Origin of the sequence: Streptomyces coelicoflavus (genome assembly GCF_003112555.1) — a bacterium.
Lineage (GTDB): Bacteria > Actinomycetota > Actinomycetes > Streptomycetales > Streptomycetaceae > Streptomyces > Streptomyces coelicoflavus.
On record NZ_BEWB01000002.1, the window covers coordinates 561,563 to 583,668 of the forward strand.

The 22,106-nt window shown below is 73.2% G+C and carries 12 protein-coding genes and 3 tRNA genes; 9 read left to right on the forward strand and 6 right to left on the reverse strand.

The features are described from left to right. Positions 1 to 27 precede the first annotated feature (27 nt). Both dnaG and Sco07f_RS02730 read left to right on the forward strand, forming a co-directional pair. Entirely contained in the window at positions 28 to 1,953 is a 1,926-nt protein-coding gene (gene dnaG, locus Sco07f_RS02720; protein WP_108986818.1) for a DNA primase, read from the forward strand. 141 nt (positions 1,954 to 2,094) lie between these two features. Continuing rightward, positions 2,095 to 3,267: an RNA polymerase sigma factor gene (locus tag Sco07f_RS02730; protein ID WP_244941975.1), complete on the forward strand. Its 1,173-nt coding sequence runs from the start codon at positions 2,095 to 2,097 to the stop codon at positions 3,265 to 3,267. A 9-nt stretch (positions 3,268 to 3,276) separates the two neighbouring features. On the opposite strand, the gene Sco07f_RS02735 is transcribed toward Sco07f_RS02730, so the two are convergent. From Sco07f_RS02735 to Sco07f_RS02750, 4 genes are all read right to left on the reverse strand, one after another. Next, on the reverse strand, positions 3,277 to 5,205 hold the full coding sequence (locus Sco07f_RS02735) for an ABC transporter ATP-binding protein (protein ID WP_108986819.1): 1,929 nt from the start codon (positions 5,203 to 5,205) through the stop codon (positions 3,277 to 3,279). Then, the gene (locus Sco07f_RS02740) at positions 5,205 to 6,938 is read right to left on the reverse strand and encodes an ABC transporter ATP-binding protein (RefSeq protein WP_007449401.1); all 1,734 of its coding nucleotides are present in this window, start codon (positions 6,936 to 6,938) and stop codon (positions 5,205 to 5,207) included. The genes Sco07f_RS02735 and Sco07f_RS02740 overlap by 1 nt, the downstream gene beginning before the upstream one ends. Before the next feature lie 166 nt (positions 6,939 to 7,104). Further along, on the reverse strand, positions 7,105 to 8,553 hold the full coding sequence (locus tag Sco07f_RS02745; RefSeq protein WP_007449399.1) for a xylulokinase: 1,449 nt from the start codon (positions 8,551 to 8,553) through the stop codon (positions 7,105 to 7,107). Positions 8,554 to 8,596: 43 nt separating this feature from the next. Next, positions 8,597 to 8,902 carry a YtxH domain-containing protein gene (locus Sco07f_RS02750; protein ID WP_007449397.1) on the reverse strand — a complete coding sequence of 102 codons (306 nt, stop codon included), beginning with the start codon at positions 8,900 to 8,902 and terminating at the stop codon, positions 8,597 to 8,599. A 150-nt stretch (positions 8,903 to 9,052) separates the two neighbouring features. Between Sco07f_RS02750 and Sco07f_RS02755 the strand changes: the two genes are divergently transcribed. The 3 genes from Sco07f_RS02755 (at position 9,053) to Sco07f_RS02765 (ending at position 9,478) form a co-directional block, all read left to right on the forward strand. Then, positions 9,053 to 9,125: transfer RNA gene (locus Sco07f_RS02755), tRNA-Asn, on the forward strand. 5 nt (positions 9,126 to 9,130) lie between these two features. Beyond that, positions 9,131 to 9,203: transfer RNA gene (locus Sco07f_RS02760), tRNA-Asn, on the forward strand. A 198-nt stretch (positions 9,204 to 9,401) separates the two neighbouring features. After that, positions 9,402 to 9,478 (forward strand) — tRNA-Ile (locus Sco07f_RS02765). A gap of 156 nt (positions 9,479 to 9,634) precedes the next feature. On the opposite strand, the gene Sco07f_RS02770 is transcribed toward Sco07f_RS02765, so the two are convergent. Continuing rightward, the gene (locus Sco07f_RS02770) at positions 9,635 to 10,690 is read right to left on the reverse strand and encodes a mannose-binding protein (protein ID WP_108986820.1); all 1,056 of its coding nucleotides are present in this window, start codon (positions 10,688 to 10,690) and stop codon (positions 9,635 to 9,637) included. Between the two features lie 309 nt (positions 10,691 to 10,999). On the opposite strand from Sco07f_RS02770, the gene Sco07f_RS02775 reads away from it, so the two are divergent. The 4 genes from Sco07f_RS02775 (at position 11,000) to Sco07f_RS02790 (ending at position 17,586) form a co-directional block, all read left to right on the forward strand. Then, positions 11,000 to 11,650, forward strand: coding sequence for a type VII secretion system-associated protein (locus Sco07f_RS02775; protein WP_007449383.1), 651 nt, complete (start codon positions 11,000 to 11,002; stop codon positions 11,648 to 11,650). Beyond that, positions 11,647 to 12,966: a ricin-type beta-trefoil lectin domain protein gene (locus Sco07f_RS02780; protein ID WP_108986821.1), complete on the forward strand. Its 1,320-nt coding sequence runs from the start codon at positions 11,647 to 11,649 to the stop codon at positions 12,964 to 12,966. Before Sco07f_RS02775 ends, Sco07f_RS02780 begins: the two co-directional genes overlap by 4 nt. Positions 12,967 to 13,042: 76 nt before the next feature. Continuing rightward, positions 13,043 to 16,357, forward strand: coding sequence for a right-handed parallel beta-helix repeat-containing protein (locus Sco07f_RS02785; RefSeq protein WP_108986822.1), 3,315 nt, complete (start codon positions 13,043 to 13,045; stop codon positions 16,355 to 16,357). Continuing rightward, positions 16,354 to 17,586 carry a S8 family serine peptidase gene (locus tag Sco07f_RS02790; protein WP_108986823.1) on the forward strand — a complete coding sequence of 411 codons (1,233 nt, stop codon included), beginning with the start codon at positions 16,354 to 16,356 and terminating at the stop codon, positions 17,584 to 17,586. Before Sco07f_RS02785 ends, Sco07f_RS02790 begins: the two co-directional genes overlap by 4 nt. Positions 17,587 to 17,933: 347 nt before the next feature. On the opposite strand, the gene eccCa is transcribed toward Sco07f_RS02790, so the two are convergent. Beyond that, on the reverse strand, positions 17,934 to 21,977 hold the full coding sequence (eccCa, locus tag Sco07f_RS02795; protein WP_108986824.1) for a type VII secretion protein EccCa: 4,044 nt from the start codon (positions 21,975 to 21,977) through the stop codon (positions 17,934 to 17,936). Between the last annotated feature and the right edge of the window lie 129 nt (positions 21,978 to 22,106).

The window sequence follows — 22,106 nt, forward strand, 5'->3', positions numbered from 1 at the left end:
GTCGGTCCGCCCCCGTAGACTTCACGCGTGGCAGGACGGATCAACGACGAGGACGTGAAGGCGGTACGGGACGCGGTCCCGATCGACGCCGTCGTCTCGGAGTACCTCCAGCTGCGCAACGCAGGCGGCGGCAACCTGAAGGGGCTGTGCCCCTTCCACGACGAGAAGTCGCCGTCCTTCCAGGTCAGTCCGAGCAAGGGGTTCTTCCACTGCTTCGGCTGCCAGGAGGGCGGCGACACCATCACGTTCGTGATGAAGATCGACCACCTCACCTTCTCGGAGGCGGTCGAGCGCCTGGCCGGCCAGGTGGGCATCACGCTGCGCTACGAGGAGGGCGGGTACAACCCCTCCCACCAGCGCGGAGAGCGCATCCGTCTGGTCGAGGCCCACAAGATCGCCGCCCAGTGGTACGCGGAACAGCTCGCGACCGGCCCCGAGGCGGACACCGGCCGCGCCTTCCTCGCCGACCGCGGTTTCGACCAGGCCGCCGCCGAGCACTTCGGCGTCGGCTACAGCCCGCAGGGCTGGGACCACCTCACCCGCTTCCTGCGCGGCAAGGGCTTCAGCGACAAGGAGCTGCTGCTCTCCGGCCTCTCCCAGGAGGGCCGCCGCGGCCCCATCGACCGCTTCCGCGGCCGGCTGATGTGGCCCATCCGCGACATCGGCGGCGACGTCGTCGGCTTCGGCGCCCGCAAGCTCTACGAGGCGGACAACGGCCCGAAGTACCTGAACACCCCCGAGACCGCGATCTACAAGAAGTCCCAGGTCCTCTACGGCATCGACCTCGCCAAGAAGGACATCGCGAAGGCGTCCCGCGCCGTCGTCGTCGAGGGCTACACCGACGTCATGGCCTGCCACCTCGCCGGCGTCACCACCGCCATCGCGACCTGCGGCACCGCCTTCGGCGGCGACCACATCAAGATCCTGCGCCGGCTCCTGATGGACAACGGCTCGGCCCGCGTGATCTTCACCTTCGACGGCGACGCGGCCGGCCAGAAGGCGGCCCTGCGCGCCTTCGAGGACGACCAGAAGTTCGCCGCCGAGACCTACATCGCCATCGCCCCCGACGGCATGGACCCCTGCGACCTGCGCCTGGCCAAGGGCGACGACGCGGTCGCCGACCTGGTCGAGCCGCGCACCCCGCTCTTCGAGTTCGCGCTCCGCCAGATCGTCGCCCGCTACGACCTGGACACCCCGGCGGGCCGCGCCTCGGCCCTCGACGAGGCCGCGCCGGTCGTCGCCCGGATCAAGAACAGCGGCGCCCAGCACGAGGTCGCCGTGCAGCTCGCCGGCATGCTCGGCATCCTCGACACCCAGTTCGTGGTCAAGCGGATCGCCCAGCTCGCCCGCTGGGCCCGCGACCGCGGCGGCAAGGGCCCCGCGCCCGACCAGCGGCAGCGCGGCGGCGCCCCGCAGCACCGGTCCGGGCCCCTGACATCCGCCCCCCGGGGCCCGGCCCTCAACCTCCGCAACCCGGTCTTCGCCACCGAACGCGAGCTGCTCAAGCTCGCCCTCCAGCGCCCCGAGCTGGTCTCCCCGGCCTTCGACGCGTACGGCGTCGACGAGTTCACCGCCCAGCCCTACGCCGCCGTACGAGAGGCGATCATGGAAGCGGGCGGCGCCGAGTTCGGCGTCCAGGACCCGCAGGACTACCTGGTCCGGGTCCGCGAGGCCGCCCCCGACGACGCGGTCCGCGCCATGGTCACCGAACTCGCGGTCGAGGCGATCATGCTGCACCGCGGCGTGAAGGGCGTCGACGAGGTCTACGCCGGCGCCCAGCTCGTCACCGTCCGCCGCCGCGCCGTCGAGCGCCGCATCCGCGACATCACCGGCCGCCTCACCCGCCTCTCCGGCCACGGCGACCCCGCCGAACTGGCCGCCGTCCAGAACGAGCTGTGGATCCTCCAGCAGTACGACCAGAACCTGCGCGAACACGGCGCCGCCGCGCTCTAGGAGGGCCTCCGGAGGCACTCGCGGGTTACCCGTCGGTCACGGCCCGGACGCAAAAAGTCACCGCACGACCCTCGTGGCGGTGATGTGTCGTACCCCACACTGGGGGCGGTACCTGAGTGCACGCGTGCGAGGCGGACGGCGGTGAGTGAGCCGGCTCCGCCCCCGACGTACCGCCGCCGGCCCCCGCCGGCCGCGTCCATCCTGGAGGTCGCCCCCGTGCAGACCCAGACCCTCACCCAGACCGACACCGGTACCGGTGGTGCGGAGCCGGTCGCGGAGCGCGGCACGCTCGTCGCGATGCCCGCGCAGCCCGGTGCCGGGCCGGCCGTGCACCACCCGGGCGGCCCCGCGGACGCCCCCGCGCCCGCCGAACCGCCGCCGCCCACCCGTACGGAGTCCGGCGGCCCCTCCTCCGACCTGTTCCGGCAGTACCTGCGCGAGATCGGCCGGATCCCGCTGCTCTCCGCGGCCGAGGAGGTCGACCTCGCCCGGCGGGTGGAGGCCGGCCTGTTCGCCGAGGAGAAGCTGCGGCGCACCCCGGGCCTGGACGACCGCCTCGCCCTCGACCTCGACCGGCTCGTCGTCATGGGCCGCCTCGCCAAGCGGCGCCTGATCGAGGCCAACCTGCGGCTCGTGGTGTCGGTGGCCAAGCGGTACGTGGGGCGCGGGCTGACCATGCTCGACCTGGTCCAGGAGGGCAACCTGGGGCTGATCCGGGCCGTCGAGAAGTTCGACTACGCCCGCGGCTACAAGTTCTCCACCTACGCCACCTGGTGGATCCGCCAGGCCATGTCCCGCGCCCTGGCCGACCAGGCCCGCACCATCCGCGTCCCCGTCCACGTCGTGGAGCTGATCAACCGGGTCGTCCGCGTCCAGCGCCGGATGCTCCAGGAACGCGGCTACGAGCCGACCCCGCGGGAGGTCGCCGCCCACCTGGACCTGCCCGCCGAACGCGTCGGCGAGGTGCTGCGGCTGGCCCAGGAACCGGTGTCGCTGTACACGCCGGTCGGCGAGGAGGAGGACGTCGCCCTCGGCGACCTCATCGAGGACGGCGACGCCGCCAGCCCCGTCGAGTCGGCCGCGTTCCTGCTGCTGCGCCAGCACCTGGAGGCGGTGCTCTCCACCCTCGGCGAACGCGAACGCAAGGTCGTCCAGCTCCGCTACGGCCTGGTCGACGGCCGCCCCCGCACCCTGGAGGAGATAGGCCGCCTCTTCGGCGTCACCCGCGAACGCATCCGCCAGATCGAGTCCAAGACCCTCAACAAACTCCGCGACCACGCCTACGCGGACCAGCTGAGGGGCTACCTGGACTGACCCCCCGCCTCACCCCACCTCGGCCACGGCCTCCGCGAACTGCGCCTTGTACAGCCGCGCGTACGCGCCGTCCGCGGCCAGCAGCTCCGCGTGCGCCCCCTGCTCCACGATCGCCCCGTCCTCCATCACCAGAATCGTGTCCGCGTCCCGGATCGTCGACAGCCGGTGCGCGATCACGAACGACGTCCGCCCGTGCGCCAGCTTGGCCATCGCCTTCTGGATCAGCACCTCCGTGCGGGTGTCCACGGACGACGTCGCCTCGTCCAGCACCAGGATCACCGGGTCGGACAGGAACGCCCGCGCGATGGTGACGAGCTGCTTCTCACCCGCGCTCACCCCCGTGCCCTCGTCGTCGATCACCGTGTCGTAGCCGTCGGGCAGCGTCCGTACGAACCGGTCGGCGTGCGCGGCCCGCGCGGCCTCCTCGATCTCCCCGCGGGTGACCTCCCGCGAGGCCCCGTACGCGATGTTCTCCGCGATGGTGCCGCCGAACAGCCAGGTGTCCTGGAGCACCATGCCGATGCCGGCCCGCAGCTCGTCCCGGGACATCTTCGCGATGTCGACGCCGTCCAGGGCGATCCGCCCGCCGGAGACCTCGTAGAACCGCATCAGCAGGTTGACCAGGGTCGTCTTGCCGGCCCCGGTCGGCCCGACGATGGCGACCGTGTGGCCCGGCTCCACCTTCAGCGACAGGTCCTCGATCAGCGGCTTCTCGGGGTCGTAACGGAAGGACACGTGGTCCAGTTCCACCCGCCCGCGCAGGTCCTCGGGCCGCACGCCCGGGATGGGGTCCGCCGACTGCTCCTCCGCGTCGAGCAGCTCGAAGATCCGCTCCGCCGACGCCACGCCCGACTGCACCAGGTTCGCCATCGACGCGACCTGCGTCAGCGGCATCGAGAACTGCCGGGAGTACTGGATGAAGGCCTGCACGTCGCCGATGGACAGCTGGCCCGAGGCCACCCGCAGTCCGCCGACCACCGCGACCAGCACGTAGTTCAGGTTGGAGACGAACATCATCAGCGGCTGCATGATCCCGCTGTTGAACTGTGCCTTGAACCCGGCCTCGTACAGCGCGTCGTTCTGCTCGGCGAACTGCTTGGCCGACTCCTCCTGCCGCCCGAACACCTTCACCAGCGTGTGCCCGGTGTACATCTCCTCGATGTGCGCGTTCAGCTGCCCCGTCGAGCGCCACTGCTGCACGAACTGCGGCTGCGACCGCTTGCCCACCCGCGTGGCCACCACGAAGGACAGCGGCACGGTGATCAGGGCGACCAGCGCCAGGATCCAGGAGACGTAGAACATCATCGCCAGCACGCCGATGATGGTGAGCAGCGAGTTGATCAGCTGGCCCATCGACTGCTGGAGGGTCTGCTGGATGTTGTCGATGTCGTTCGTCGCGCGGCTCAGCACCTCGCCGCGTTGGCGCTTGTCGAAGTAGGACAGCGGCAGCCTGGACAGCTTCGTCTGCACGTGCTCGCGCAGCCGGAACATCGTCCGGTTGACCGTGCGGTTGACCAGCCGCGTCGCCACCGCCATCAGCAGACCGGCCACCGCGAAGGTCGCCAGCGCCAGGAGCAGCACCTCGCCGACCGCGCCGAAGTCGATGCCCTGCCCCGGGGTGAAGTCCGTGCTGCGGAGCATGTCGGCGACGTTGCCGTCCCCCTGCTCGCGCATGTTGTCCAGGACCTGTTCCTTCGTGGCCCCGGACGGCATGTCCCGCCCGACGATGCCCGCGAAGACCAGGTCGGTGGCCCGGCCGAGGATCTTCGGCCCGACCACGTTGAGGCCGACGCTGACGACGACGCACGCCAGCAGCGTGAACAGCGTCGCCCGCTCCGGCCGGAACTGGGCGACGAGCCGCTTGCCCGACCCCTTGAAGTCCATCGACCGCTGGTCGGGTCCGCCCCCGGCCATCATGCGACCCGCAGGCCCCGCCATCAGGCAGCCTCCGCTTCCGTCAGCTGGGAGAGCACGATCTCCCGGTAGGTCTCGTTGTCCGCCATCAGCTCGTGGTGCCGGCCCACGCCGACCACCCGCCCCTCGTCCAGCACGACGATCCGGTCCGCGTCCCGGATGGTCGCCACCCGCTGCGCCACGATCACCACGGTCGCCTCGGCGGTCTCCCGGGCCAGCTCGGCCCGCAGCGCCGCGTCGGTCGCGTAGTCGAGGGCGGAGAAGGAGTCGTCGAAGAGGTAGATCTCCGGGCGCTGGACGAGGGTCCGCGCGATGGCGAGGCGCTGGCGCTGACCGCCGGACACGTTGGTGCCGCCCTGCGCGATCGGCGCGTCGAGCCCGCCCTCCAGGTCGGAGACGAACCCCTTGGCCTGCGCCACCGCCAGCGCGTGCCACAGCTCCTCGTCGGTGGCGTCCGGATTGCCGTACCGCAGATTCGTCGCGACGGTACCGGCGAAGAGGTACGGCTTCTGCGGCACCAGGCTCACCACCTTGGCCAGCGTCTTCGGGTCGACGGTGCGCACGTCCACGCCGTTGACGAGCACCTCGCCCTCGGTGGCGTCGAACAGGCGGGGCACCAGGCCCAGCAGGGTCGACTTGCCGCTGCCGGTCGAGCCGATGACGGCGGTCGTCTCGCCCGGCCTGGCCACCAGGCCGATGTTCCTGAGCACCGGCTCCTCGGCCCCGGGGTAGCGGAAGCCCGCCTCCCGGATCTCCAGGTGCCCGTGCCGGCGCAGCTCGGTGACCGGGGCCACCGGCGGCACCACGCTGCTCTCGGTGTCCAGGACCTCCTGGATGCGCTCGGCGCAGACCTCCGCGCGCGGGATCATCATGAACATGAAGGTGGCCATCATCACGGACATGACGATCTGCATCAGGTAGGCGAGGAACGCCGTCAGGTCGCCGATCTGCATGCCGCCGCTGTCGATCCGGTGGGCGCCGAACCAGACCACCGCGATCGACGACAGATTCACCACCGTCATGACCACCGGGAACATCAGCGCCAGCAGGTTGCCGGTGCCGAGGGACACCTCGGTCAGCTCGGTGTTGGCCTTCCGGAAGCGCTGCTGCTCGTACTCGTCCCGCACGAAGGCGCGGATGACGCGGTTGCCGGTGATCTGCTCGCGCAGCACCCGGTTCACCGTGTCGAGGCGCACCTGCATCTTCCGGAACAGCGGCCGCAGCTTCCGCACGATCAGCGTCACGCAGATCGCCAGCACCGGCACGACCCCGAGCAGCACCCCGGACAGCGGTACGTCCAGGCCGAGCGCCATCACGATGCCGCCCACGCACATGATCGGCGCCGACACCATCAGGGTGAACGTCATCAGGGCCAGCATCTGGACCTGCTGCACGTCGTTGGTGGTCCGCGTGATCAGCGAGGGCGCGCCGAAGTGGCCCACCTCGCGCGCCGAGAAGGACTGCACCCGGTCGAAGACGGCACCGCGCACGTCCCGGCCCAGGGCGGCCGCGGTGCGCGCGCCGTAGAAGACGGCACCCATGTTGCAGACCACCTGGGCCAGCGAGATGCCGATCATCAGGGCGCCGTAACTCAGGATGTAGCCCGAGTCACCCTTGACGACGCCTTCGTCGATGATGTCCGCGTTCAGGGTCGGCAGGTACAGGGAGGCGCAGGTCTGCAGGAACTGCAGCGTCACCAGCAGAGCGATGGGTCTCTTGTACGGCCTGAGATGGGCCCGCAGTAGTCGTATGAGCACACTGAGTCTTTCGGAGTCGGCGACAGGGGCCGCGGTTGGTTGCCCCTGGCCCCTATCGTCGAACACTCCACCCGCGTTACCTCAACCGATTAACCCAAGAGCACGGCAAATTCCGGCCTACGAGGGGTCACGTAGGGTCAAGAGGGGGTGCGGCCCTCCCCGCGCCTCACAGCGCGCCCGGGTGCGTCTGCTCGCGCACCGACACGAACTGCTGGCGCACCGCCTGCCCGACCGCCAGGTCCTCGCCCGGCTCGAGGACCTGCGCCACCGCGCCCTGCCAGGCCGGGGGAGTGCGCGGGTCCAGCGTGCCCTGGGAGACGCCCAGCGCCCAGGCCGCCTGCCGGGCCGAGCCGATCGCCGCGTAGTCCGCCGGCTGCGGTACGACGACCTGCGTCCCGAACAGCGCGGGCGCCGCCGCCTGCACGGCCGGCAGCTCGGCCGCCGCGCCCAGCAGGAACACCCGCCGTACGTCCACGCCCCGGAAGCGCAGCACGTCCAGGGCGTCGGCGAGACCGCACAGCATGCCCTCGAACGCGGCCCGCGCCAGGTGCTCCGGCCGCATCGACTCGCGCCGCAGGCCGGCGAGCGTCCCCGCGGTGTGCGGCAGGTTCGGCGTCCGCTCGCCCTCCAGGTAGGGGAGCAGCACGAGGCCGTGCGACCCGGGGGTCGACTTCATCGCCAGCTCGGACAGCCCCTCCAGGTCCGGCACGCCGAGCAGTTCGGCGGTACCGCGCAGGACCCGCACCGCGTTCAGCGTGGTGACGACCGGCAGGTGCATGCCCGTGGCGTCCGCCAGAGCGGTGATCATCCCGGACTGGTCGACGAGCGGTTCGGTGTGCACGGCCATCACGGACCCGGAGGCGCCCAGCGACACCACGGCGTCGCCGAGTCCGATCCCGAGCCCGAAGGCGGCGGCCTGGGTCTCGCCGGTCCCGGCGGAGATCAGCAGCCCCTCCGGCGTCGTACCGGCCGCGTCGGACGGGCCGATCACCTCCGGCAGCATCGCCTGGTGCCCGAGCGCCAGCTCCACCAGGTCGGGCCGGTAACCGCCGGTCGCCGCCGACCAGTACCCGGTGCCGGAGGCCCCGCCCCGGTCCGTGGTCCGCCGGGCCGGCCGCCCGAGCAGCTGCCACACCAGCCAGTCGTGGGCCTGGAGCAGGACGGCGGTCCGCGCGGCGGCCTCCGGCTCGCTCCGCGCCAGCCAGCGCAGCTTCGTCACGGGCTGCGCGGTCTGCGGCACCGAGCCCACGGCCTGCGCCCACGCCTCGCGCCCGCCGAGGGCGTCGATCAGGTCGGCCGCCGCGACCTGCGAACGCCGGTCGCCGCCGACCAGGGCCGGGCGCACCGTGTTGCCCTGCGTGTCCAGCGGCACGACCGAGTTGGCCTGCGCCGACACGCCGATGGCCTGCACGCCCTCGAGGAGTCCGCCGCCGGCCGCCTCCCCGAGGGACAGCAGCCAGGCCTGCGGATCGACGTCCGCGGGCCGGCCCCCGCCCTCGGGGCTCTCCAGCGGGTGCGGCGCGTAGCCCTGGCGCAGCACGGCGCCCGTGTCCGAATCGCAGACGACGATACGAGTGAAATCGGGCGAACTGTCCAACCCGGCGACTATCCCCATACGTGAAATTCTGCCGCACCGGGTGCGGTGGCCGTACCGGGCCTCAGGTGTTGCTGGTGCCCCAGTCGTCCGGACCGCTGCCGTTCGTGCCGCGCTCGCGCAGCGAGCGGACCCGGTGGGCCACCGAGTCGGGCACCCGGTCACCGACCTTGTCGCTCACCACGTGGTACGCCTTGTCGGCGAAGTGCCTGCCCTGCTGGGCGGCGGACTCCGCGGTGTTGCGCACGGCCGGGTTCTGCGCGACCTGCTGCGCGGACTTCCGCAACTGCTCGTAACGCTCCCGCCCGGCCTTCGTGCCGAGCACGTAACCCACCGCTAGTCCGACGACGAATGTGAGCCGGTATCGCATGGCGGCCACCCTTCCCTTCGCTGGCTTCGGGGGTGCCGGAGAGTACCGATTGGCGGAGCACCCCCCTGCTTGCGCTAATGTATGTGTCGCAGCGAGCGCGCGCCCCCTGGCGAATACCCAGGCAGACACGTTCGATGCGACACGAGACCTTCCTCGGTAGCTCAATTGGCAGAGCAGCCGGCTGTTAACCGGCAGGTTACTGGTTCGAGTCCAGTCCGGGGAGCTCGGTCCTCCGTAGCTCAATTGGCAGAGCAGCCGGCTGTTAACCGGCAGGTTACTGGTTCGAGTCCAGTCGGGGGAGCGCGGTGAACGAGGACCCTCCGGGGTCCTTTTTCATGTGCCCCCACGTTCGTCCCGTGTCCCGGGAACCGCGCGGCACGCTGCGGAGTCCTCAAGGTCATGAAGGCAGCCGTGGAAGCCGACCATCCGAGGCAGGAGATCGTATGAGCGGCTATGCTGCGGCAGACGGCGCGCACACATGTACGCGACACGCCGCTTAGGGGCGGTAGCTCAGCCGGTTAGAGCAGCGGACTCATAATCCGTCGGCCGTGGGTTCGAGTCCCACCCGCCCCACCAGTTTCACCTTCGCACCGTTGCCGCGGTCGAGGGCGACGTGCGAACCCTTCTCGCCTTCGGGACTCCCACCGACCGGCCGGGCCCCCGTGGCCCCGCCCGCGGGTGCGGCGGCGGGGTCCGGCCCGTGGGTGCGGCGGCGGGGTCCGGCCCGTGGGGTCAGGTCGACCAGACGACGGTGCCGTGGTGGGAGATGACCACCTTGCCGTCCTTGCGCAGGATCAGCTCGGCGCCTTCCTTGCCCCAGGTCTGGGAGGCCCAGATCGGGCGGTCCGCGCCGTTGTGGATGACGAGGTTGCCGTCGCCCTGGAAGATCGCGCGGTGGTTCTCGCCGAACGTCATCGACGCCCAGATCGGCTTGTCCTTCTCGTTGTAGACGACCAGGTTGCCGTCGGGCTGCATCACCATGCGGATGCGGTTGGTGGTCCAGGCCTGGTTGACCTCCAGGACGCTCACGGCGCGGACCGTCGCGGTCGTCCAGTTCGGCGTCGGCGTGGCCTTCGGCTTCGGTTTCGGCTTGGGCTTCGGCTCGGCCTTCTTCTCCGGCGCGCTCGTCGCCGGCGCGGGCTCGGGCGCCGGAGGCGGGGCGACCGCCTTCACCGGCTCGCTCGGCTTCGGCTTCGGCTTCTCCTTCGTCGGGCTCGGGCTCGGCTTCTCCGCCACGTAGTCGTCCAGGGCGGCGCCCGCCGAACCCGGGTCCAGCACGGTGTCCGAGTCCTCGGCGGTCAACTCCTTGGCGCTCCGGGGCCGCTCGTCGTTCTCCGCACCGCCCGCCAGCAGCAGCGGTACGGCTATCAGGGCGGCCCCCAGGATCCCGGCCACGGCCAGCACGGGTTTGCGGGGGCGTCCGCTGTCGACGCCGGTGGCGGTCGTGACCGGGGGCGCCGCGACGGCCGCGGCGACGGCCGTGCGCCTTGCCGCCGCCTCCGGTCCGTTCGCCCCGGCGGCGGCCGCCGCAGCCGGGGACTCCTCGCCGGTCTCGCCGGTGTCGGCGGTCTCGGCGGTCTTGGCGGTCTCCCGGGACGGTGCGGTCTCACCGGTCCCGGCGGTCTCCGCGGGGGTGTCCGGGGCGGGTGCGGTCGCCGCGGTGGGCTGCTCCTCCGTCGCCCGGGAGGCGGGGGCGGCGGGCGGCGGGGCGTCAGGAGAGGGGGAAGAGGAAGAAGAAGGCGAAGCCGGCGTCGAGTTCGTGCCGGAGGCGGGCTTCTGCGAGGACATGGGATGTCTCCTTGAGGGCGGAGCACGGCGGATCCGACGGCGTACCGGCGTACCGAACATAGCCCGTACCGGAGCGAGATGGTCCCCCGTCCCGGCAATGCCGTCGGTCGCTATGTCCCGGGGCGGGAAACTGCTCCTGCAACGTCCCCGGAGCGGGCAGTGAACGGGCACGTGAGAGGCCTGTTCGGGCATGTCTCGACCCGCCCCCCGCGCAGGTCGTTGTGGCATTCTGTTCGCGCCGACCGATCAACGTCGGTTCACAGGACCGAGAGTTCAAGAGTTCAGGTGGACATGCGGCCCGGAGAACAGATGGAGGCCCCGCCGGCCCCGTCGCACCCGTCGTCCGGCGCCGTCGAGGCCGACGGCACCCCCGCGATACCCGAGGCCGTCCGTGCCGCGGCCCGGCAGGCGCCGGGGCACTGGATCGGTGTGGTGGACCCGCAGTGGCCCGAGGACCGGACCCCGCCGGAGTGGGCGGTGCTGGGGGAGTGGCGGTCCGGCGACGAGGGCGACGTCGGCACCTACCGCGCCAACCCCGCGTACCGGCCCTCCGCCCGCGCCCTCGGCTGGCCCGAGCCCACCGACCCGGTGGACGCGGCGGCCCAGCGGGCCGCCACCGGATACGGTTCCGTGGACGAGGCGCTCGCCGCGCTGGCGGCGGCCGAGGTCACCGTCGTGGCCGGACCGGACGGCGCCCCGCTGGTCGCCCAAGGCCGGGACGGTGAACCGGTGGTGCTGGTGTTCACCTCGCCGACACACGCGTTCATGTCCGCCACACTTCGCCATGCGACCCTCCCCGCCCGGGAGCTGACCCGCTCCCTGGCCGGATCCCCCACCCTCTCGCTGCTGGTCAACGCCGGTGCGGTTGCCCCCCTCCTCGTCCCCGCGGCAAGCGTTCCGGTGGACGGCGGCGAAGACCCGGCAGCCCCCTCGACCCCCACCTCGGGGAGGTACCCGTGACGCGTTCGACGCAGCAGCCCCCCACCTCTCCCGCTGCGCGCGCGGACTCCGTTTCCCACGGCGAGCGGAGTTCCACCGCCGCCTCCGAGTCCCGTGCCACCGCCCCCGCGGACGCCGCCGCTTGTGGTGCCGGCGCGGAACCGCCGCCCGGAGCGAAGAAGCCCGGGGCCGCGGCCACGTCGGTGGACGCGGCCGGGTCCTCGGCGCGGGGAGCGGAGCACGAGTCCGCGGCCGACGCGTCGGCGCCGGCGCCGGAGGCGGAGCACGAGCCGGTGGCCCTGGCCGCCGAGGCGCCCGCGGCGGCCTCCGGCGCCCGGCCCGGTACCGGCACGCGCGCACACACCGACTCCGATACCGACACCGATACCGACTCCGGAGTCGATGCCGGCGGGGCGTCCGCGGCCAAGAGCCGGCTGCCGCTGCTCGTGCGGACCATGACCGCCACCGCCATCGACAGGCCCGACGACGCGGTCAGGCCGGTGGGACGGCCGGGCCGGGCCGTGCTGGCGGCCGCGGCGATCGGTGGCGCGCTGCTCGTGTCGGTGCCGTTCCTGCTGCTCGGGCCGGACGACGAGGACAAGGAGGACAGGACGTCGACGACCGCGGCGACCGTCCTGGGCGGGGACCGGGAACAGGAGACCGGCGACTTCGCGGTCAGCTCTCCCCGCGCCGGGGCCGAGGACCCGGCGGACGGCAAGGAGTCCGAGAAGCCGAAGGCACCGCCGGGACCGAAGACGGACCCCGGCGGCACGGAGAAGGACACCCCGGACGAGAACGCCGAGAAGGGGAAGAAGGCGGCGGAGGGCGAAGCGGCGCGGGAGAAGGCGGCGCAGGAGAAGAAGGAGGCGGCGAAGACCTCGCAGCAGGACTCCGAGGACTCCGGGAAGGACGGCGCCGGGAACACGGGCATGGCCCCCGGGGGGCCGGCCCTCGGCTTCCCCGTGTCGTTCCACAGCCACCTCTCCGGCCGCTGCATCGACGTGCCCGACGGCAGCTTCACCGACGGCCAGGCGCTGTGGATGTGGGACTGCAACAACAGCGACGCGCAGAAGTTCCGGTTCGCCTCCGACGGCACGGTCCGCACGCAGGGGCTGTGCCTGGACGTGGCCGGCGCCGACTTCGCCGACGGCACCACCATCCAGCTCGCCGACTGCACCGGCGTCGACGCGCAGAAGTTCGTGCTCAACGAGGCGCACGACCTCGTGAACACGGCCGTGGGCATGTGCGTCGAGATCGAAGACCACGACCACAACGCCCGGGCCCGTGTGCAACTGTGGACCTGCACGGGGCTGGACAACCAGAAATGGAGCGTCTGAGCAGGCAGGCGGCCGTCCGCCCCCCCGGTTCACCCGGGTCCTGTCCAAGACGCAGACTGAGCAAGGAGGTTCGCGCGTGTCGCGCCAGGTACTGTCGGTCGGCCCCGACGACCGGGACCGTTTCCGGACGATCGGTGAGGCACTCGCTGCGGCTCGTACCGGCGCGCTCATCAGCGTCCGGCCGGGGACGTACGCGGAGAACCTGGTGATCCACACCCGGGTCACCCTCACCGCCGCCGAGGGGCGGGGCACCGTGGAGATCCGGCCCCGGTCGGGCAGCGTCGTCGCGTTGCGCGCCGACGCCGTGATGCTCTCGGAACTGACCCTGCGCGGCGCCGACGCCGAGGCACCCGCCGTGGACGTACGGCGCGGTCAGGCCGCGCTCGACGGCTGCGAGATAGCCGGTGCCGCCTGGACGGCGCTGCTGGCCGGCGGCACGGGATCGCTGGCGCTGCGGGACTGCCGGGTGAGCAACTCGCAGGGCGCGGGCATCGTGGTCACCTCGACCACACTGACCACCGTGGAGAGCTGCACCCTCGAACACCTCGGCACCAGCGGCCTGGTCGTCGCCGAGCAGGGCGAGGTCCGCGTCCGGGGCTGCACGGTGCGCGACGCGCGCGGCAACGGCATCCTCGCCAACGGCGAGGCCCGCGGCCTGGTCGAGGACTGCGACATCTCCTCCACCGACAAGCCGTCCCTCGCCCTGGAGGGCGACTCCGCGCTGACGGTCAGCCGTACGGTCGTGCACGACACCGGCAGCGGCGTCCACCTGAGCAGCGGCGGCCGTACGACGCTGGAGGACGTCCGGGTCACCGGCGCGTCCGGCACCGGCGTCACCCTGGCCGCGGGCACCGACCCGGTGCTGCGCCGCTGCCGCGTCTCCCGCACCCGGGGCCACGGCGTGGTCGTCACCGACCGGGCGCGGGGCACCTTCGAGGACTGCTGGGTGGACGGCGCCCAGGGCGTGGCCCTGCGGGTCGCCGGGGCGGCCTCCCCGGCGCTGACCGGCCTGACCGTCCGCGACTGCGCCGAGACCGGCGTGCTCCTGGAGGAGGACGCGGCGGCCGAGCTGGACCGGCTGGAGGTCATCGGGGGCGCCCCGGCGATCGCGCTGCGTGCCGGGGCCAACCCGCTGCTGCGCCGGGCCCGCCTCGTGGAACCGTCGGGCGACGGCATCACCGCCACCAGGGAGGCCCGCGGCCGCATCGAGGACTGCGAGATCGTGCGGCCGGGCGGCTCGGGCGTGCGCGCGGCGGGCGGCAGCACCCTGTACCTGGCCGGCGGCGGCGTCTCCGACGCCGTGGACAGCGGCCTCGTGCTGGAGGACGGCGGCAGCGTCACCGTCCGGGACTTCCGCGTGGAGAACCCCGGTGCCGAGGGCGTCGTCGTCGACTCCGGGGGCGAACTGACCGCCAACCGCACCTCCGTCCTCACCCCGCAGGGCCACGGCGTGCTGCTGCGCGAGGGTGCCATCGCCTCGCTCAGCGGCTGCGAGGTGGCCGGCGGGGCACAGGACGGCTTCCGGGTGGAGACCACCGCGCCGGTCTCCCTCGTCAACTGCCTCGCGCGGGAGAACCAGGGCGGCGGCCTGGTCCAGACCGCCCCCGGCGAGCGGCTCGCCGTCGAGGGACTCACCAGCACCGGCAACGGCAAGCGCGACGCGTGGGGCTCGGGCAGCGCCGAGAACACCGACCCGGCGGGCTCGGGCGCCGCCGACGGACCCGCCCGGGACCGGCCCGACGGCCCGCTGGGCGCCCTGAACGCGCTGATCGGCCTGGACAACGTCAAGGAACAGGTCCGTACGCTGGTCAACCTCACCCAGCTCGCCCAGCGCCGCGAGCAACTCGGCATGTCGGCGCCGCCGATGAGCCGCCACCTGGTCTTCACCGGCCCGCCCGGCACCGGCAAGACCACCGTCGCCCGCCTCTACGGCGCGATCCTCGCCGAGCTGGGGTCGCTGCGCGACGGACACCTCGTGGAGGTCTCGCGCGCCGACCTCGTCGCGCAGGTCGTCGGCGGTACGGCGATCAAGACCAGCGAGACGTTCGAACGCGCCCTGGGCGGTGTGCTGTTCGTCGACGAGGCGTACACCCTGACCTCGGACAGCGGGCACGGCGGCGCCGACTTCGGCCGGGAGGCCGTGGACACGCTGCTGAAGCTGATGGAGGACCACCGGGACGAGGTGGTCGTCATCGTGGCCGGCTACACCGACGAGATGACCAAGTTCCTCGCCTCCAACCCCGGCCTCGGCTCGCGCTTCTCCCGCACGGTCGAGTTCGAGAACTACACCGTGCCCGAACTGGTCGCCATCATGGAGAGCATGTGCGCCGCGCACCAGTACGAGCTGGGCGAGGGCACCGCGGCAGCCCTGGCCGCGCACTTCGACGCGATGCCCCGGGACGCCGGCTTCGGCAACGGGCGGGCCGCGCGCGGCGTCTTCGAGGAGATGGTGGACCGGCAGGCGGTCCGGCTCGCCACGCTCCAGCAGGTCGGCGAGCGCGACCTCAGGCTGCTGCTGCCGGAGGACGTCTCCGCGGCCGCCGCCGAGCAGAGCGCCGGGACCGCCGTACCGGAGAACGACCCGCTGACCCGCCTCGGCGACATGGTGGGCCTCGCCGAGGTCAAGCGCGACGTCACGGACCTGGTGAACCTCATCACCACGGCCCGCCACCGCGCCGCCGCCGGGCTGCCGGTCCCCTCGCTCAGCCACCACCTGGTCTTCACCGGCCCGCCCGGCACCGGCAAGACCACCGTCGCCAGGCTCTACGGCGAGATCCTCAGCCAGCTGGGCATCCTCCCGCGCGGCCAGCTGGTCGAGGCGGCCCGCGCCGACCTGGTCGGCCGGTACATCGGGCACACCGCCCAGCTCACCCGTGAGGTCTTCGAACGGGCCCGGGGCGGCGTGCTCTTCATCGACGAGGCGTACACCCTCACCCCGCGCGGCGGCGGCAACGACTTCGGCCAGGAGGCGGTCGACACGCTGCTGAAGCTGATGGAGGACCACCGCGACGACGTCGTGGTCATCGTCGCCGGCTACACCGACGAGATGGAGCGCTTCCTCGCCTCCAACCCCGGCCTGGCGTCGCGCTTCCCGCGCCGGATCGCCTTCGCCGACTACTCCTCCGAGGAACTGGTCACCATCGTGCGCGCCCAGGCCTCCGCCATGGGCTACGAGTGCGGACCCGGAACCGGCCCGCTGCTGCGCGAGTACTTCGACTCGCTGCCCCGCGACCAGTCCTTCGGCAACGCCCGGCTGGCCCGGCAGGTGGTGGAGTCGATGGTCACCCGGCAGGCCGGGCGGCTCAGTTCGCTCGCCGCGCCCACCCTCGACGACCTGCGCGTTCTGCTGCCCCAGGACGTCACCGCGGCGACCGCGAAGGCGGCCCGGTGAGGCGCCGCCGGCCGGGCGCGGTCCGTCCGCTGTGCGGCCTCGCGCTGTCCGCCGTCCTGCTGCTGCCGACGGCGGCGCCCGCCCTGGCGGATCCGGCGCGCGCGGTGCCCGCCGCCGACGGCGAGCGGCAGGGGCTGCCGCCGATGCCCTCCGCGCTCGACCCCGACGCGGACGCCGTGGAGTGCACCGCCGCCTCGCGCGAGAAGGCCGGGAAGCAGGACTGGTCGCGCCAGCGCCTGGACCTGGCCCGGGTGCGCCGGCACGGCGACGGGGCGGGGACCACCGTCGCCCTGGTCGACACCGGCGTCCGGGCCGGCGCCGCCGGGCTCGGCGACCGGGTCACCGCCCGGGGGGCCGCCGGTGACGACTGCGTCGGACACGGCACCTTCCTCGCCGGGCTGATCGTGGGGGAGGGCTGGGGCAGCACGCGGCTGCCCGGCGTCGCACCGGGGGCGAAGCTGCTCGCCCTGCGCGGCACCGACGAGCGCGGTACGCCCGACGCCGCGCTGGTCGCACGGGCGGTGCGGGACGCGACCGCCGCCGAGGCGGACGTGATCGCGGTCGGAGTGGCCCTGCCCAAGCGCGACAAGGAGCTGACCTCGGCGGTCGCCGACGCCCTCGACGCCGGTGCGGTGGTGGTCGCCGCCGCCACCCCCGACCCGCCGACCGCCAACGCCACACGGGAGACACCGACCCGCACCTACTACCCCGCGGGTGAGCCCGGCGTCCTCTCCGTCGCCGACATGCTGCCCAACGGCGCCCGCCCGGGCGGCGCCCTGCCCACCGACGGCGTCGACCTGGTCGCGCCCGGCGCCGGGGTGGTCTCCGGCGGCCCGCGCGGCAGCGGCCACTACCTGGGGGCGGGGGCGTCGGTCGCCGCCGCGTACACCGCCGGGACCGCCGCGCTGCTCCGCGCGGCCCGCCCGGACGAGACCCCCGGGCAGATCGTCCACCGGCTGACGGCCACCGCCTACCCGGCGGACATCCCGCAGCTGGACGCCTACGCCGCCGTCACCACCGTCCTCGGCGACACGGACGCCGCCCCCGCGCGCACGGAGGCGGAACCGGTGACCGTACGGGACACCGCCGCCGCCGACCGGGTCGCGGACCGCGCCACCGTCTTCGTACTCCTCGGCACCGCCGGAGTCCTCGCCGTGCTCTGGGCCGTCGTCGCCCTCCCGCGCGCCCGCGCCCGCGGCTGGCGCCCGGCGGACGCGGCCCGGGACTGAGCACCGGCGCCTCTCCCGCCCGGCGGACGTGCGCGGAACCGTCCGGCGGGCGGTGCCCGGGCCGGTGGGGGCCGGGCTTCCCCGGACGGGTGTCGCCGTGCCGGTGCCGTCCGGCCGTTCCCGCGTCCGGGGCGGGTGGTCGTCCCGCGTCGTGCCGGTCGGCTGCTCGCGCCCGGCGCTGTCCGCCGCGGGGTGTCCGTGCGCGGGGGCCGGGCGGCACCGGGTGAGGCTGCCCGCCCGGTGGGGAGTACGGGTCCGGGGTGTGCCGGCGGTGCGTTCGCACGGCGCGGGAACGCCCGGGGCGGCCACCTCGGGCGCCGCCCCGGGCGTCGCGCGTACGCCGTTCCTCAGCTCTCCGGTGCGTCCTCCACCAGCGCCGTCTGGACCAGCCGCGCCCTGCGCCGCGCGACGTGCAGGGCGCGCCCGGGCGGGAGGTTGCGCGGCTTGGTGTTGCCGAAGAGGTTGCCCTCGGTGGGCGGGCAGGACAGCAGCACCGCCGGGTTGTTGGCCTCGTCCAGACGGCGCAGCAGCGCGTCGCTCATGGCGCGCCCCGCGCCCATCGCGCTGCGGGCGACGACCATGTGCAGGCCCATCTCGAAGCCGAGGGTCAGGTGCTCGAAGAGCGGCTCGAAGGGGCTCTGGAAGGAGTTGCCGGAGACCATGTCGTAGTCGTCGACGAGGACGAACAGACGCGGACCCGTCCACCAGTCGCACCGGCGCATCCGCGACGGGGCGATGTCCGCTCCGGGCACCCGGGTCTTCATCGCGCGGGCCGTGCCCTCGACCGTCTCCTTGAGGTTGTCCAGGGAGATGACGTGCCCGATGCGGTACTCCTCGGGGATCGTGTCCACCAGCGTCCGGCGGTAGTCGACCACGATGATCTTCGCCTCGCCGGGCGCGTACCGGGCGGTGATGCCCTCGGTGATCCGGCGCAGCAGGTTGGTCTTGCCGCTCTCGGTGTCGCCGATCACGGTCAGGTGCGGGGTGCGGCTGAAGTCGTGCCAGACCGGCTCCAGGGCGTCCTGGTCGATGCCGAGCGCCAGCCGCAGGCCGCCGCCCTCCGTCGGCTGCGGGGCGGGGAGTTCGGCCACCGGGAGCCGGTGCGGCAGCATCCGGATCTGCGGCGCGGACGGACCCGTCCAGTGCCGGGAGATCTCGGAGACCAGGTGGGCGACGCCCTCGCCGAGGTCCTCCAGGGAGCCGCTGCCGTCGATGCGGGGCAGACCGGCGAGGAAGTGCATCTTGCTGTCGGGGGTGAGGCCGCGCCCGCCGGTGCGGGGCACCGCGCGCGCCTTGCGGGTGTCGACCTCGGAGTCCATCGGGTCGCCCATCCGCAGTTCCAGGCGGGTGGCGGACTGGTCGCGGACCTGCGCGGACAGCTCCACCCAGCGGGTCGTGCTGATCAGCAGGTGGATGCCGTAGTTGAGGCCGCGCGCGGCCAGCTCGTTGAACTTCGGCACCAGGTCGTCGTAGTCCTGGCGGACCGTCGACCAGCCGTCGACCACCAGGAACACGTCGCCGAAGCGCTCGTCGGGGAACTCCCCGGCGGCCCGGCGGCGCCGGTAGGACTGCATCGAGTCGACGGCGTGGTCCACGAAGAACTGCTCGCGGTGGGCCAGCAGCGTCATCACCTCGGCGACCGCCCGGTGCACGCGCTCCGGGTTGAGCCGGGCGGCGACCCCGCCGACGTGCGGGAGCGAGGCCAGCTGCGAGAGACCGCCGCCACCGAAGTCGAGGCAGTAGAACTGCACCTCCGCGGGGGTGTGGGTGAGCGCGAGGGCGGCGATCAGCGTACGGGTCAGCGTGGACTTGCCGCTCTGCGAACCGCCCGCGACGGCGATGTGGCCGCCGGCCCCGGACAGGTCCACGACGTGCGGGTCGCGGCGCTGCTCGAAGGGCTTGTCGACCAGGGCGACCGGCACGCGCAGCCGGCCGGTGCCGGACCAGCCGGCCGCGGTGAGGCCCCGCTCGGGGTCGGCGACGATGCCGGGCAGCAGCGTGTCCAGCGGCACGGGCGTGTCCAGCGGGGGCAGCCACACCTGGTGCGCCGCGGGGCCGGACCCGCGCAGCCGTTCCAGGGCCACGGCGAGCAGCGTCTCCTCCTCGCCGGGCTCCTCGGCGGCCGGTTCCGGCTCCGGCAGCGACTCCGGGGCCCGCGGTACGACCCAGCCGCTGGTCCACGGCACCACCTGGCTGGCCACGCGCGCCCGGGCCACCGCACCGGTACGGCGGGCGTAGGTGCCCGAGGAGTAGGCAGCGCGGAACCGGGTCAGGGACTCCACGCCGGACTTCAGGTAGCCGTTGCCGGGGGCGGAGGGCAACTGGTAGGCGTCCGGCACCCCCAGCACACCGCGGCTCTCCATGGCGGAGAAGGTGCGCAGGCCGATCCGGTACGACAGGTGGCTCTCCAACTGGTGCATGCGGCCCTCGTCCAAGCGCTGCGAGGCGAGCAGCAGGTGGACGCCGAGCGAACGGCCGAGGCGGCCGATCATCACGAAGAGGTCCATGAACTCGCGGTGCGAGGAGAGCAGTTCGCTGAACTCGTCGACCACCACGAACAGGCTGGGCAGCGGCACGAGATCCGCGCCGCCCGCGCGGGCGCGCTCGTACTCCAGCGCGGACGTGTGGTTGCCGGCCGCTCGCAGCAGCTCCTGCCGGCGCATCAGCTCGCCGTGCAGGGCGTCCTGCATGCGCTCCACGAGAGCGGCCTCGTCGGCGAGGTTGGTGATGACGGCGGAGGTGTGCGGGAGTTCCTCCAGGCCGAGGAAGGTGGCGCCGCCCTTGAAGTCGACGAGGACGAAGTTGAGGGTCTCGGAGGAGTTGCTCAGCGCCAGCCCGAGGACCAGGGTGCGCAGGAGTTCGCTCTTGCCGGAGCCCGTGGCGCCGATGAGCAGGCCGTGCGGGCCCATGCCGCCCTGCGCGGACTCCTTGATGTCGAGTTCCACCGGTCGGCCGTCGACGCCGACGGCCACCGGCACCCGCAGCCGGGCGGACCCGGTCTGCCGGGCGAAGTGGGCCCGTGCGTCGTGCCGGTGGAGGTCGGGGATGCCGAGCAGCGTGGTCAGCTCGATGTCCGTCTCCAGTGGCTGGGCGATGTCGGTGCCCAGGCTGATCCGGCGGGCGGTGAGCAGCCGGGCCAGGGACTCGGCGGCCAGCGGGCCGAGCCGGTCGGGACGGCCCAGCGGCACGGACCGCTCCTTGCGGCTGCGGTCGGTGCGCGCCAGGCTGACCGTGTCGGGACCCACCGTCAGACGCAGGGTGTTGCGGCCCGGACGCCAGCGCAGGGCGCCCGACACGTCCAGGACCAGGGCGTTGCGGTAGCCGTGGCCGGCCCAGCGATGACCCTCGGGCACGGTGACGCCGTCCAGGACGACGACGGTGAAGGGTTCGTCACGGCCGGGCCTGGCGTCCGGGTCGAAGCCGGGACGCTCGGCGAACTCGCTGCCCAGCAGGTCGTCCAGTTCGGCGAGGTCCGCGGTGATGCGGCGCACCGGTCCGGCGCCGTCCTCCTCGTGCGGGTCCAGGACGTGCGGCAGCCACTTCGCCCACTCCCAGTCGGGGCGCCGGTCGTCACTGGCGCAGACGGCGAGCCACAGCTCCTCGGGGGCGTGGAAGACGGCGAGTTGTGCGACGACCGCGCGCACCAGGGCCGCCAGCGCCTCGTCGGCGGGACCGGCCGGCCGGGCCGCGCCGTCGCCCGCCGGCTCGCCCGTGCCGTCGAGGGACCGTCCCTGCGCGGGCACCCGGGGGACGCCGCCGTCCTCTTCCACGGCGTCCTCGGGGCGCAGCAGGATGCGGGCCGAGGAGCGCAGATAGAGGCCGAGGGGCTGCTCGGGGATGGTCGAGTAGGCGCGGATGAAACGGCGCAGGGCGTGCGCGCACAGCGGTTCCAGGTCCTCGACCGGCCGGGTCGAGACCGGGTTGAGGGAGAGGGCGAACTGCTGCTCGCCCACCGCGAGGCGCACCTCGCCGAAGTCCTCGTCGGCCGGCCGCCGTTCCCACAGCCGTGAGGTGCGGGCCAGGGACCGAAGCGAGGCGGGGTCGGGGTGGCGCCAGGCGAGCGCCCGCTGCTGCTCCACGACGGTCGACCGGACCCGCTTGCGGATCTGCGCCAAGTAGCGGAGGTAGTCGCGGCGCTCGCCCTTCAGTCGCTGCTTGCGCTCGCCGGAGCGGCGCATCAGCTGGCCCAGCAGCATGGCGGCGGCGGAGAGCGCCATGACACCCAGCGCCAGGTACATGAAGACCCCGTTGCCGCCGCCCGGGCGCAGGAACATCAGCATCATCGACATGGACATGAGTGCCATCGGCAGATATGTCCATATCGTGGAGGTGTCCGGCACGGTCTCGGAGAGGACCGGCGGTTCCTGGAGGGTCAATTGTCCTTCGGGCATCTCCGGCCCGCGCCTACGGGCGGGACGGCGAAACAGCACCACACTCAAGGACAGAACCTCCGCTATCACTGGGCATTGCGACCCGGCCGCCTATCGGCGTGCCGGGGACGGACAGGCTGTACCGCGCCG